Origin of the sequence: Roseospira visakhapatnamensis (assembly GCF_014197915.1) — a bacterium.
Classification (GTDB): Bacteria; Pseudomonadota; Alphaproteobacteria; order Rhodospirillales; family Rhodospirillaceae; genus Rhodospira; species Rhodospira visakhapatnamensis.
The window spans coordinates 174,328-188,288 of record NZ_JACIGK010000003.1 but is presented as its reverse complement, the minus strand read 5'-3'; the positions used below and the strand labels follow the sequence as shown (position 1 = coordinate 188,288).

The window sequence follows — 13,961 nt, the reverse complement described above, 5'->3', positions numbered from 1 at the left end:
TTCCACGCGACACCCTGGACCTCGCGCCGCGCGCGTCGGGGGCAGAACGAGGGCTGCGGCCCGGCACCCCCCACACCAGAGGGATGATCCTGATCCGGTCGCGTCCGGCGCGGCCGGCGTCACCGGGCCGGCCGATCCGGGCCGCGTCCGTCGCCGGGCCGTCCCAGACGGGCGCGAAACCACATCCGTTGCAAGAGGCCGTCGCGCAGAACCAGATGATGGTGAAGCACGTCGAGACCGTGGATGACGATGACACCCGTCAATAGCCAGGCGCACACCACGTGGAACAGACGCGCCGGGACGTGCTCGACACCCGGCAGGACACCCAGCGGCGAGGCCGTGGTCATCAGCAGGAGCAGTCCGACCCCACTCACCGCCAGGGCGAGCGGCACCACGGCGAGAACGAGGTGCGCGATCGTCGCCGACATCCCCCGCCACCCCTCGGGAGTCGCGGCCAGGAACGGCGCCGTGTCGGCCGACAGCCACCAGGCGATTCGAACCAGGGACAGCCCCCCCACCAGCATGCCCGTGATGGTATGGACTCGGAACTCGCCACTGTCGGCGAGCCCCTGGGACTCGATGGTGTAGCCCGAGACCATCGTCACCACGGTGAGAACCGCGATCGACCAGTGCAAGGTCACCGTGACGACGCCATGGTGAGTCCCCGTGCTTGCCCCGGTGCTCGTCCCCGTGCCGGTCATTGTCGTGGCGACCCCATTTCGTTCGCGGCGGCGCGACGGCCTGGCCTTCAGTCTGGTTCGGCTGGCCGATCCCCCTGTGTCCGGTCGGCGCGATCGTCGGCGGGTCCGGCGACCGAGCGCACCCCACGTCATGGGGATCCCGGACACCGGGGGATCAGCCGTTCATTCCGACCGTTCATTCCGACCGTTCATTCCGACCGGGGGTCAGAACGCCCAAGACGGGCGCGGGACCGTGGCGACGCGAATGCCAGATCCCATGGTCTCCGTTCAGCAACACACGCACGCATTAGAGTCACAAGCGCTGTTTTGTATAGTATTGTATAGTCCGCTATTCAAGCGGTATCATGGGTACCATGACCTTCGACAAGACGTCTTCCGCCGGCTACCTCGCCAACCACATGGCCCGCCTGTTCGCGCAGGGCCTGCACGCCCGCATCAAGGCATACGGCCTCAGCCCGGCCCAGTTCATGACCCTGCTGGAGTTGTGGGACGAGGACGGCCTGACCCAGAAGCAGTTGATAGAACGGCTTGATGTCGAGCAGGCGACGATGGCCAACACCCTGGCGCGCATGGAGCGCGACAACCTGGTCCGCCGCCTGCCGCACCCCGACGATGGCCGGGTGCGGCGGGTCTGGTTGACCGAAACCGCGCGCGTCCTGCGCGAGCCGGCCACCCGCGCCGCCTTCGCGCAGAACCGTCACGCGCTGTCCGGGCTGACGGACGACGAACGACGCACCCTCATCGCCCTGATGACACGGGTCGTGAACACCATGCGCAAGCGCGACACGACGCCGTCGTCGCCGGACTGACGGGACACCTCGCGCCCCGATCGCGTGCCCCCCCAAGGACCATCGCGCCATGGCCGGCGGTCGGCCGGGTCGCCCCCCCCACGCAATGAGGGTGAAATCCGCGCCCGGATCGCGGCGATGCCCCTGGTCATTGGCGTCGCCCCAGGGTCCCATAACATGCCGCGATAAAAAAAGGCGTTGCGACACCGCTAGAGCGAGTGCGACAAAATAAAGCCTGGATCGGGAGGATTTCGCCGCATGGTTACACTTTACTTGACCCATCATGCCTGTATCGATCATGACACCGGCGACTTTCACCCGGAGAGCGCGGATCGCCTGCGCGCCGTCCAACGGGTCCTGGAAGGCGAGGAGTTCATGTTCCTGCATCGGCAGGACGCGCCGCTCGTGGAGCGAGAACAACTCTTGCGGGCGCACCCCGAGCCCTACGTCGACAAGATTCTCGGCATGGTGCCGGCCACCGGCTTGCGCCACGTGGACATGGACACGGTGATGTGCCCCGAATCGGGCCAGGCCGCGTTGCGCGCCGCCGGCGCCGTGGTGGCCGCCGTGGACGCGGTGATGACCGGGGCCGCCAGCAATGCCTTCTGCGCCGTGCGCCCCCCGGGCCATCACGCCGAGACCGCCCAGGCCATGGGCTTCTGCCTGTTCAACAACGTGGCGGTGGGCGCGCTGCACGCGCGCGCCGTGCATGGCATCGAGCGTATCGCGGTGTTCGACTGGGACGTCCATCACGGCAACGGCACCCAGGACATCTTCCAGACCGACGCCGGCCTGTTCTATGCCTCCATCCACGAAGCCGGGAACTTTCCCAACACCGGCTTCACCCAGGAACGGGGCGTGGCCGAGAACATCGTCAACTGCCCGCTGCCGCCCGGCTCCACGGGCGATGCCTTCCGCGCCGCCGTCGAGACCACGATCGAACCGGCCATGCGCGCCTTCCGGCCGGACCTGGTGATGGTCTCCGCCGGCTTCGACGCCCACGCCAACGATCCGCTCGCGCACATGCGGTTGACGGTCGCCGACTATGTCTGGGCCACCGAGCGCATGCTGGCCGTCGCCCAGGACACCTGTTCGGGCCGACTGGTCTCGGTGCTGGAAGGCGGGTACGACCTGCCGGCCCTGGCCGGCAGCGTGCGCGCGCACGTACGCGCGCTGATGGGCGTGTGACGGCCCCTGGCCCAGGACACCGCCCCGACCCGGGTGGTGGACGGCGACACGGGCGGTTCGTTGACCCGCGCCGGTGGGAGACGCCGGGCAAGGGGTCTACGCGCTGTTGCGATTCGGGGACACACCGATATGATGGCAGCGGTCATAGACCATGACCGGGGACCCACGCGGGCCGGCACGCGGCGGACGCTGTCGGCATGGCCGGCACCGGCATGACGCGCGAAGTCGAGATGCGGGTCGCCGGACCCCCACGGCCCGGGCGACCCGTGGCGGATCGGCGGGTCCTGGAAAACCTGTCGGGGTCGGGGCGGCCGTGGCCGCGCTGACACCGCCCGTTGCGCGCCGCGTCGAAACCGGATCCTGTTTTCATGACATCCAAGCCCCAGACCCAGACCGTGTCCCCCGGCTCCCCCGCCGCCGGTGCCACCCCACCCGCCGATATCGCCGCGCTGTCCTTCGAGCAGGCCATGGCCGCGCTGGAGGACATCGTTCAGCAGTTGGAGAGCGGCCGGGTGGACCTGGACGCCGCCGTCACCGCCTACGAGCGCGGCGTCTGGCTGCGGCGTCACTGCGAAGCCCGCCTGTCCGAGGCCCGCGCCAAGGTGGAGCGCATCGGCGTCACCGCCGGGGGTAGCGTGGAGACCACACCCCTTGACGTGGGTTGACGGTCCGTCGTACCGCGTGATCCTGTCGTGCCATCCGTCAACGGATCACCCGCCCACATCGCCCTGCCGCCCAAGGACCGTCCGATGCCCGACCAGGGGACCATGTCCAACGCCACCCGCTCCGAGACCTACGCCCCGCTGGCCGCCGCCATGACCGAAACGGCCGAGGCGGTCTCCGCCCGGCTGTCGGACCTGATCCCCCCGGTCTCGGAACCCGAGGGCCGTGTCCTGGACGCCATGCGCTACTCGGCGCTGGCCGGCGGCAAGCGGCTTCGTCCGTTCCTGGTGACGCACTCGGCGGCGCTGTTCCACGTATCGCCCAGCGCGGCGCTGACCGTGGCGGCGGCGCTGGAGATGGTGCACACCTATTCGCTGGTCCATGACGACCTGCCGGCCATGGACGACGACGACCTGCGGCGCGGTCGCCCCACCTGCCACAAGCAGTTCGACGAGGCCACGGCGATCCTCGCCGGCGACGGCCTGTTGACCAAGGCGTTCGAGGTGCTGGCCGGCCCCGCCGCTCATTCCGACCCGGCCGTGCGCTGTGAACTGGTGTGGGAACTGGCCAACGCCGCCGGCGGACACGGCATGGTCGGCGGCCAGATGGTGGACCTGATGGCCGAGCGCGGCCACGGCGGGGTGGCGCTGGACGTGCCGGAAATCACCCGCATGCACCAGATGAAGACCGGCCGCCTGATCACCTTCGCCTGCGTGGCCGGGCCGATCATGGGCAAGGCGCCGGCGCGCATGCGCGCCTGCCTGAACGCCTATGCCCGCGACCTGGGGCTGGCGTTCCAGATCGCCGACGACGTGCTGGACGAGACCGGCAGCGCCCAGGACCTGGGCAAGACCCCCGGCAAGGACGCCGCCGCCGGCAAGACCACCTTCGTCAGCCTGTTGGGGCTGGAGGGCGCCCGCGAGCGCGCCCGGCTGCTGTCCGACCAGGCCCTGGCCCACCTGGAGGTGTTCGGCGACGAGGCCGATCTGTTGCGCGCCGTGGCGCGCTACGTCGTCGAGCGCAAAAACTAGCCCCGTCCGCGGCGGCCGCGCGCCGTCCACCGGCCGGTCCGGGGCTGGAGCCCCCGTTCGAGAGCCAGACTTGAGAGCCAGACTCGAGAGCCAAATTCAGAAGGACCAGAGCGTTGTCAGGTCGCCCCGAGACACCGGTGTTGGACACCCTCACGACCCCCCCCGATATCCGCAACCTATCCCTGGATGATTTGACCCGGCTTGCCGACGAGGTGCGCCAGGAGATGATTCAGGCGGTCTCCACCACCGGCGGTCACCTGGGGGCCGGCCTGGGCGTGGTCGAACTGACCGTCGCCCTGCATCACGTGTTCGAGACCCCCGATGACCGCCTGGTCTGGGACGTGGGGCACCAGTGCTATCCGCATAAGATCCTCACCGGCCGGCGCGACCGCATCCAGACACTGCGCCAGCCCGGCGGCCTGTCCGGCTTCACCCTGCGCACCGAAAGCCCCTACGATCCCTTCGGCGCGGGGCACAGCTCCACGTCCATCTCGGCGGCCCTGGGGATGGCGGTGGCCCGCGACCTGGGCGAGCAGACGCGCCACGTGGTGGCGGTGATCGGCGACGGCTCGATGAGCGCCGGCATGGCCTACGAGGCCATGAACAACGCCGGCGCCCAGAACACCCGGCTGACGGTCATCCTCAACGACAACGACATGTCCATCGCCCCGCCCGTGGGGGCCATGAGCAACTACCTGTCGCGGCTGCTGTCCTCCAAGCCGTGGGTGTCCATCCGCAACGTGGCCAAGGACCTGGTGGCGCACCTGCCGCGCCCCGTCGAGCGCGCCGCCCGCCAGGTGGACGAGTTCGCCCGGGGCCTGGTGACCGGCGGCACCCTGTTCGAGGAACTGGGCTTCTATTACGTCGGCCCCGTGGACGGCCACCGCCTGGACCAGCTGGTGCCGGTCCTGCGCAACGTGCGCGAGACGACCCAGGAAGGCCCGGTGCTGGTGCACGTGGTCACCAAGAAGGGCTGCGGCTACGAGCCGGCCGAGGTCGCCCCCGACAAGTACCACGGGGTCGGCCGCTTCAACGTGGTGACCGGCGCCCTGCACAAGCCCGTGCCGCAGGCGCCCAACTACACCGGCGTGTTCGCCAAGGGCCTGATCGCCGAGGCCGAGCACGACGACCGCGTCGTCGGCATCACCGCCGCCATGCCGGCCGGCACGGGCATCGATGCCTTCGGGGTGCGCTTCCCGGAGCGGTGCTTCGACGTGGGCATCGCCGAGCAGCATGCCGTGACCTTCGCCGCCGGCCTGGCCAGCGAGGGCTACAAGCCCTTCGTGGCCATCTACTCGTCGTTCATGCAGCGGGCCTATGACCAGGTGGTCCACGACGTGGCGCTGCAGAACCTGCCGGTGCGCCTGTGCATGGACCGGGCGGGCTATGTGGGCGCCGACGGCGCCACCCACCATGGGTCCTTCGATCTCGCGTTCCTGCTGTGCCTGCCCAACCTGGTGTACATGGCCCCCGCCGACGAAGGCGAGATGATGCACATGATCGCCACCATGGCGGCCTGCGACGACCGAACGACCGCGCTGCGCTATCCGCGCGGCGAGGGCGAGGGCGTGGACCTGCCCGAACGCGGCACGCCCCTCCCCATCGGCCAGGGCCGGGTGGTGCGCGAGGGCCGTGCCGTGGCCCTGCTGTCGCTGGGGACGCGCCTGCATCCCTGCCTCAGGGCGGCCGAGGCGCTGGGCCAGCGCGGCCTGTCGCCGACGGTGGCCGACGCCCGCTTCGCCAAGCCGCTGGACATGGCGCTGGTGCGCCGGCTGGCGACCGAGCACGAGGCGCTGGTGATCGTCGAGGAAGGCTCGCGCGGCGGCTTCGGGGCCCATGTGCTCCAGGCGCTCGCCGAGGAGGGCTTGCTGGACAACGGCCTGAAGGTGCGCAGCCTGGCCATGCCCGACCGCTTCGTCGAGCACGGCAAGCCGGAGCAGCAGGAGGCCGACGCCGGCTATGACGCCGACGGCATCACCGCGACGGTGCTGGCGCTGCTGGCGGACGAGACCGGCGCAGGGGCCGGCGCGGGTGTCGGGACCGTGATCGGCGACGCCGCCGGGCATCCACCGCGCGCCTGACATCAACCACGCGTAACGGGTCCCCCGGGAGTCCGGAGTCCATGGCCGGCCCGTGTCGACGGGCACACATCCCGGGCGCCGTGGCTCGGCCGTCGACGGGGTGACCCTTGCGCTCCCAGGCGGGATCGGAAACAGTGGTCGCGGCCGCCGCCCGGCGGCGACGATCCAACAGGCGCTGGTCCGGCGGGGGACCTCGGACCCGCCGAAACCACGAGGGGTTCATGAAAGGCATCATCCTGGCCGGGGGCTCGGGCACCCGCTTGTTTCCGGTCACCCGGGGCATCTCCAAGCAGCTGCTGCCCGTCTACGACAAGCCGATGATCTACTACCCGTTGTCGGTGTTGATGCTGGCGGGCATCCGCGAGATCCTGGTCATCACCACGCCGCACGACGCCCCCGGCTTCAAGGCCCTGCTGGGAGACGGCGCCGACTGGGGCATCCGCATCGCCTATGCCGAGCAACCACGCCCCGAGGGTCTGGCGCAGGCCTTCGTGATCGGCCGCGAGTTCCTGGACGGCAGCCCCTGCGCCCTGATCCTGGGCGACAACATCTTCTATGGCCACGGACTGACCGAGCAGCTGCGCAAGGCCGCCGATCGCAGCACCCATGGCGCCACCGTGTTCGCCTATCACGTGCCGGATCCCGAGCGCTATGGCGTGGTGGCCTTCGATGCCGATGGCCGCGCCACCTCCATCGAGGAAAAACCCCGGCAACCGAAGTCCAACTGGGCGGTGACCGGGCTCTACTTCTACGACGGCCGGGTGACGGACGTGGCCGCCAACGTCAAGCCCAGCGCCCGGGGCGAACTGGAAATCACCGACGTCAACGCCTTCTACCTCAACGACGGCTCGCTGACCGTGGAGCGCATGGGGCGGGGTTATGCGTGGTTCGATACCGGCACCCATGACAGCCTGCTGGACGCCGGCAACTACGTGCGCACCATCGACAAGCGGCAGGGCCTGAAGATCGCCGCGCCGGAGGAGGTCGCCTTCCGCATGGGCTTCATCGACGCGGCGCACTTGTCCGCGCTCGGCGAGACCATGGCCAAGAACGACTACGGCCGCTATCTGCGCCAGATCGCCGCCGAGGGCCGGACCGACCTGTAACACCAGCGGTCATTGAGACTGACCGTTGCGGTCCGTGGCCGCTCGGCGGATGGGTCACACTCATCCGCCACTGGTATGAGACCGGTGCTATTGCGCCGGCACGGCGGGAATGTCCGGCGGCGGCAACTCGCCCGGCTGGGCGCGCCCCAGGGCGGACCAGTCCATCTCCTCCGGCGCCGTGACGGCGGCGTCTCCGTCCCCGGTTTCCACGGCGGTGTCCCCGGGCGCGCCGTCGCTGGATGGCACGTCCGCCGCCGGGCGTAACGGGACCGGCGTCTCGACCGTCCGGGCCGGGTCCGGCGCGGGACCGTCCCCCGCCTCCGGCGGCATGACGGCGGGTCGCGCGGGCGTGGTCGGGACGGGTCGGGACACCACCCCGTCCAGGCGCAACGGCTGGCCCGACAGCGCGCTTTCCAGGCTGAGGGCGTTCAGGTCGTCGGCGGTCAGCCGCTCCCGTTGGGCTGGCGCCGGCCTGGGCCGGGACGAGGACGTCCGGGGACGGGTGGACACCCGCTCGGACGCGGTGGCGTCAGGCGCCGCGCCGGACGCCCGCACCGTGGATGCCCCCGTATCCGGTTTGCCCCTGTCCGGCGTATCCGTCGCGGATGCCGGAACGGTCTCGGTCTCCGCCTCGTCCACCACCGGCGCGGCGACGTCGGGCGAGTCGGGCCGAGGCGGGGGGGCGTCCCCATCCCCGGTCCGGTCGACGGCGGCGGTCCGGGCGGGCACCGCGCGATCCGGCACAGTCGGCCTGACGCCAGGCATCGGCGGCGCGTCACGCGCGGCGTCGAACGCCGGTGCCGGCGCCGGCTCGGGTGTCGAGGCACTCGCCCGGGCCGGCGTCGAGGACGGAGCCGGGTCAACCGACGCGACCGGCCGATCCGGTGGCTCGGGCCGGGGCGGCACGTCGCCCGACGAATCCTCGCGGGCCATATCTTCGCGAGATGGATCCACGCGGGTCGGTTCCCCCGTGGACGGCTCGACGGTCGCGTCGGCGCCGGGCTCGACCATCGGCGCGCGCGCCATGGTCTCGGCGCCGCCCCTCTCGCCCGCGCCCGCATTTTGGTCGGTGATCGTGCCCCTCGCCATCAGGCCCCCAACGGCCAGCGAGGGGGCACCGGGATCACCCTCGCCGCCGGCCGAGGGCGGCTCCCCCACGGCCGCGTCGCGCGCATCCCCTGGGGGCCCTTCTGGAGCATCCTTTGGAATCCCCTGGGAGGCATCCTGGGGGGACGCGCCGGCCATGTCCTCGGGCGGCGGCGCCAGACCGGTGTTCAGCCCGGCGACCGGTTCATCAAGGGTGGGAATGGCGGGCGCCGGCAACTCGGTCAGGGCGGGTTCGGCGGTTGCGCGGTCGTCCGGCGGACTCGACGGCTCCGGCGCCGGTCCAGCGGCCTCGGCCTCTCTCCCGTCCTCGGGATCGCCCACGGGCGGCGCCACCGCCAGCATCTCGGTCCCGGCCTCGGGCGGAGTCGGCGCCGCGTGCCCTGGTTCGTCCTCCATCGGGCCGGCCGGAGACACCGACGGCATCGGTGCGGCGGTGTCGGCGGCCTCCCGCCGCGCCGCGATCTCGGCCCGGTCCCGGGTCACCGGCAAGGCCGCCAACGGCGCCAGGGACCGCCCGGCGCGCCCCGTCTCCGGCGCCGTACGGGCTGGCATGTCGTCTGGAGACAGGCCCTCCGACGCCAAGGCGTCCTGTCCTGGACCGCCGGGCGCGCGGAGCATGGATCCATCGGGTCGATCGGGCAGCGCCTGTCCCTCCGGCACCGGCAACGGCGGTCGCGTCAGATCAACGCCCGTCGGCGCGGGCCGGGGTTCGGACAGGGCCTCGGCGACCATCTGGTCCGTGCGGTCGCCCGCCGCGGCGGCCTCGGCCGCCGCCCGCCGCGCGGCGCGGGTCTCGGCCGCGCGTTCCTGTTCATGCAGCGTGGCCAGCCGCGCAAGGGCATCGGACACCCGCTGCTGCGCCTCATCCTCGGGGAGGCTGGGGACCGGCACCCTGGGCCCGACGGAGGCCGGTGCCTCGTCCGTGCCTGGCGTGAGTGTGGGCATGGGTGTGGGCACGGCCGTCGCGGCCGGACCATCCCCGGCGGGCCTGTCCGGAAAGACATCGGCGGCCTCGCGATCAGCCGCCCGCCCCGCCCCGGGGCCGTCATCCGCCTCCAGGGTTCCCGTGCGCAGGCGCGCCGTCAGCGCCGCCAGGGCGGCGGGGGCCTCGTCCGGCGCCCGCGCCCCGGGCTCCGGCGTCACGGCCATGGCCGGGGCGTCGGCGCGCGGGGGCGGCCCCGCCGCCCATCCCGCCTGCGCCGTCCGATCCGGGCGATCCCCGGGACCGGCGGGCACGACCGTCTCGTCGCGCGGCATCACCAGGGACGGCGCGGGTGGCGGCCTGAAGCCCCCGGCCCGGCCTGGATCGCCGGTATCCTCCGGCGGGGTCCAACGCACCATGCCCTCGGACGACCCGGCGTCGCGGGTTCCGGTCAGGGCGACCGTCTCCGTTCCCGTCTCGTCCCCGCCCCACAACGGCAGCAGGGCCACTACAAGGCCGCCGACGATCGCCGCCGTTCCCACCGTCGCCGCCGTCACCACCCCCCAGGGCGGAAGACGGAACCAGCCGGGCCCGCCGGAAGTGCGCGACGCGGCCGTCGGCTGGGCAACCTCCAGGACCTCCTCGACGGTCAGGATGGCATGCTGCTCGGTGACCTGAAGGGCGCCGTCGGCGGCGGCGCGGACCAGCGCCTTGTCGCACAGGGTGTTCAGCAGACGGGGCACGCCGACCGCCGAGCGCGCCAGCACCGCCTTGGCCCGCTCGGTGAAGGGGTCGTAGTCCACGCCTTCGCGCCGGCAGCAGCCGATGCGGTGATCGATGTAGCTCAGCGACTCCTGGGCGGAGAACGGCTCGGTGCGGACCGCGACGGTGATGCGCTGGGCCAGTTGCCGCAGGTCGGCGCTGGCCAGCAGAGTGTTCAACTCCGGCTGCCCCACCAGCACGATGCGCAGCAGCTTGTCCTCGTCGGTCTCGAACGTGCTCAGCAGGCGGACCGCCTCCAGGCCGGCCAGGCCCAGGGTCTGGGCCTCGTCGACGATCAGCACCGCGCCATGGCCGCGCGCCAGCCGATCCTCCAGGAAGATCCGCAACGTGGTGGTCATGTCCGCCGCCACGGGGCTGGGCGGCAACCCGAACGCCTGGCACACCAGGGCCAGCAGCGCCGGGGCGTCCTGGCCGACCGGCGCCGGCACGTAGCCGACCGCGCGCCGGGTGTGCAGGCGATGCCCCAGCACCCGGCAGAGCAGCGTCTTACCGGTGCCCGGCTCGCCGGTGACCTTGAGCAGGCCCTCGCCGCGTTCGATGGCGTCTTCCAGGACGTCGGCCGGATTGCCCCGCTCCGGCACGACGAAGTGATGCGCGACCCGGGGGGTCAGCGCGAACGGGGCCTCGACCAGGCCAAAATGCTCCAGATAGTCCATGAGCACCCTTCCCCGCCCGGACCGCGCCGCTCCGATCGCCCGCGCGTCGACCCACGGATCCCCGCCGAGGCCCCGAACGGAACCCGACTGGCAGGCGCTTGCCCCCGGACGCATGTCATGGATCCATCATGACATCTTCCGTCGGCATTTCAAGAAAAGCAGCCAACTCGTTTAAAAACTGCCTGTTCTGCCTTCAATCGACAAAGAGCCTTCAATCGACAAAGACAAGAGCGCCCCCCGGCCCGACCGGTGTCCGCGCGCGGACGGGCCGGCCCGGGGAGACCGCCCCTCGCCCTACTGCGCGGGCGCCGGTTGCGCCGGCGCGGGTGCCGGCGTGCCGGGTTGCCCGGGCGTTGCCCCCGGCCCCGCCATCATCAGCATGCCCATGGGCACCTCGTTGATCAGCACGCCCTGCTCCGCCGACAGCGTCAGGTCAAAGACATGCGCCCCCGGCTCCTCCACCCGGCCCAGACCGCGCAGGGCCACCAGGACCAGCACGGCCTCCTGCAGGGACGGATCGGTGCGGGCGCGCTCCTGCACCACCGCCAGGGTCTCGTCCAGTCCGCTCACCGTGAACGACACGCCACCACCGAACATGAGCGGCGAGGCGGGATCGGTGATAATCTCGCCGGCGCCGTCGATGTCATAGGCGGGCGCCGTCACGGATATGCCGTCCACGTCGAAGGTCGGCTTGTGCGTCCTGATCAGGTCCATGAACGCCTGGTTGCCGAACAACACGGGCTCCGGCCCCGTCATCAGCGCGTCGAAGTCAAACGACTGGCGGGTAAGGGCCGGCAGCGGGACATCGGTCATATCGAGGCTGAGGCCCGCCGCCTTGGGCAGGATGTCGGACGGCACGGCGGCGGCGGCCATCGGCCCGGTGTCCAGACCGGCCATGTCGAAGCGCACCCGGGCATCGGTCACGTCCACATCCGCCGGCGCGGCATCCGCCTCAATGCGCAGGGCCGACGACTCCAGGCCCCCCATGGGCGTCTGGTCGGTGCCGATCCGCACGCCCTTGACCGAAAGGTCCGTGAACCCGCCGCCGAACACCATGCCATCCGCGATCGCCTGGACGGCACCAGGCTCGGGTGGCTGCCCCGTGGCCCTGAAGCTGTCCATCGCCAGCACGGCCATGGACCGCAGGCTGGCGAGATCGAAGTCCTCGGTCAGCGTCTCCATCACCAGGCTGTCCATCCTGATGGGCAGGCCGTTGTCCTGATCGACGATCAGCAGGTCCGCCAGTTCCCACCGGCCAGGCAGGTCCACCAGGCCGGCGTCGTTCTCATCCCAACGGCCGTTCGTGGTCATCGACCCGAGGCCGAAGACCGCCTCGCCTTCATCACGGACCGCCAGGCCGGCCAGCGACATCGACCACTCCGCCTGACCGATGTCCAGGTCCTTCGCCAGGCGCGCGACCTGAGTCAACATCTGGTTCTCGAGACCGGGCGGCAGGGGCGGCGGAGGCTCGCCCGGCACCGGTGTCTCGATGGTCGCGGCCACATCCATCATGTCGGCCATGAACAGCCGCAACGCGGCCGAATTGAGGCCTTCGCCGTCCATGTCGAACCGAAAGGCCCCCAGGTCCACGCCGTCGTCCAGGGTCGCGCCCTTGGTGCGCAGGCCATCCAGGGCCATCGAGATACGGCCGCTCGCGGGATCGTCGTCCTGAGGTTCGGCGACCTCCGAGTCCATGAAGACGCGATCAATGGTCACGGAGTCGTCGGATGTGATGAAGAACTCGATCCCCGTGCTCTCGATCGACCCGTCACTGATCCCCAATGTCGTATCCCGCATCAACTGACTGTAGAGGGCCAGCACCTCCTTTTCGGTCGGGAGCCGCGTGGTGGCGGCGACCAGATCGATCACCTGCTTCCAGGTCCCTGGCACCGCCTCGTAGGTGCTGATCAGCTCGGTCTCCGCGATCCGCACGGTGGGGCTGCGCTCGCCACGACCGGTCCGCAGGTCGCCCAGCGTCATGCTGACCGCGCCGTCGATCATGCCGTCCTCGACGATGTCGGAGTCCGCCGTCGCGATCAGGGACTCGACGGTGACGAACACCGGTTCACCCTCGCCGGCATCGACGTCCAAGCGCAGACCGTCCACGACGACCGAGTCCCGGCCCATCATCGGGGCTTCCGGGTCGATCAGGCCCTCGGCAAGGAACCGGTCCATGGCGATCGCCCCGATCCTGAGGCCATTCTGGTACAGTTGAACCGGGCCGGGGACGGAAAAGGTGTAGGCGACCGCGCCCCCGCTGTCGGCGTCGCTGGCGTCCACCACCAGGTCGCCGGCGGCCATCACCACCGGTGCGCCGGTGGAGCTGTAGGCCCGAATGGTCAGATCCTTGAACGTGACCCGCACGCCGCCGTCGGCGGATGGCTCCGCCATGATCGGCCCGTCGGTGGCGATGATGTCGCCTGTCGTCAGCGAGCCGAGCATGCTGATCGCGCCCACGACCCTGTCCCGCACCAGCGTCGCCATGCGACCTTCGGGCGAGTTCGGACTCAGCGTCCGGTCGAGCACCGGAAGCTCCGGCAACCCCGGCTGGGCAAGCAGAGCCAGCGCGGCCGGCGTCGTCTCCGCCACAGAGGCACCCGTCCCGGTGCCGGCGTCAGGTCCCGTCTGGGATTCGGTCTGGGCGCCCGTTTGGGCGCTTTTGGTCACGGTGACGGCCGCGCCGCCCGTCTGGTCGCCGGCCGCCACGGCGGGCGGCGTCGCCGCCGTCAGGCCCCCGGCCAGCACCACACCGGCCAGACCCGCCATGCCCGCCGATGACCGGACGGCATCCGCGATTCGAAGACTCACGGAGACTCCTTTCATATGCCCACCCCTTGAGAAGACGAAACCGAGGAGCCGGCGACATCGGACGGCGTGCGCCGTCATGCCCTGCCCCCAACAACACCAGACTCGCTCCGGCATGCTTGTTCGTGTC

General features: G+C 71.1%; 9 protein-coding genes. 6 read left to right on the top strand and 3 right to left on the bottom strand.

Features of this window, described 5'->3' with window-relative positions; translation table 11 throughout:
- Positions 1 to 119: 119 nt before the first annotated feature.
- Positions 120 to 701, bottom strand: a complete 582-nt coding sequence (locus GGD89_RS03380) for a cytochrome b (RefSeq protein ID WP_221238300.1) — start codon at positions 699 to 701, stop codon at positions 120 to 122.
- A 353-nt stretch (positions 702 to 1,054) separates the two neighbouring features.
- Between GGD89_RS03380 and GGD89_RS03375 the strand changes: the two genes are divergently transcribed.
- The 6 genes from GGD89_RS03375 (at position 1,055) to rfbA (ending at position 7,558) form a co-directional block, all read left to right on the top strand.
- On the top strand, positions 1,055 to 1,510 hold the full coding sequence (locus GGD89_RS03375) for a MarR family winged helix-turn-helix transcriptional regulator (RefSeq protein WP_184042683.1): 456 nt from the start codon (positions 1,055 to 1,057) through the stop codon (positions 1,508 to 1,510).
- Positions 1,511 to 1,747: 237 nt separating this feature from the next.
- Positions 1,748 to 2,677 (top strand): histone deacetylase family protein, encoded by a 930-nt coding sequence (locus GGD89_RS03370; protein ID WP_184042682.1) that lies wholly within the window; start codon positions 1,748 to 1,750, stop codon positions 2,675 to 2,677.
- A 368-nt stretch (positions 2,678 to 3,045) separates the two neighbouring features.
- A complete protein-coding gene (locus GGD89_RS03365; protein WP_184042681.1) occupies positions 3,046 to 3,342 on the top strand; it encodes an exodeoxyribonuclease VII small subunit in 297 nt (98 codons plus the stop codon).
- Positions 3,343 to 3,426: 84 nt separating this feature from the next.
- A complete protein-coding gene (locus tag GGD89_RS03360; protein WP_425503012.1) occupies positions 3,427 to 4,371 on the top strand; it encodes a polyprenyl synthetase family protein in 945 nt (314 codons plus the stop codon).
- Between the two features lie 137 nt (positions 4,372 to 4,508).
- Positions 4,509 to 6,452, top strand: a complete 1,944-nt coding sequence (gene dxs / locus GGD89_RS03355; RefSeq protein ID WP_425503011.1) for a 1-deoxy-D-xylulose-5-phosphate synthase — start codon at positions 4,509 to 4,511, stop codon at positions 6,450 to 6,452.
- A gap of 221 nt (positions 6,453 to 6,673) precedes the next feature.
- Positions 6,674 to 7,558 carry a glucose-1-phosphate thymidylyltransferase RfbA gene (gene rfbA, locus GGD89_RS03350; protein ID WP_184042679.1) on the top strand — a complete coding sequence of 295 codons (885 nt, stop codon included), beginning with the start codon at positions 6,674 to 6,676 and terminating at the stop codon, positions 7,556 to 7,558.
- An 87-nt stretch (positions 7,559 to 7,645) separates the two neighbouring features.
- On the opposite strand, the gene GGD89_RS03345 is transcribed toward rfbA, so the two are convergent.
- The gene (locus GGD89_RS03345) at positions 7,646 to 11,026 is read right to left on the bottom strand and encodes an AAA family ATPase (RefSeq protein ID WP_184042678.1); all 3,381 of its coding nucleotides are present in this window, start codon (positions 11,024 to 11,026) and stop codon (positions 7,646 to 7,648) included.
- Between the two features lie 294 nt (positions 11,027 to 11,320).
- Positions 11,321 to 13,834 (bottom strand): hypothetical protein, encoded by a 2,514-nt coding sequence (locus GGD89_RS03340; RefSeq protein ID WP_184042677.1) that lies wholly within the window; start codon positions 13,832 to 13,834, stop codon positions 11,321 to 11,323.
- Positions 13,835 to 13,961 lie beyond the last annotated feature (127 nt).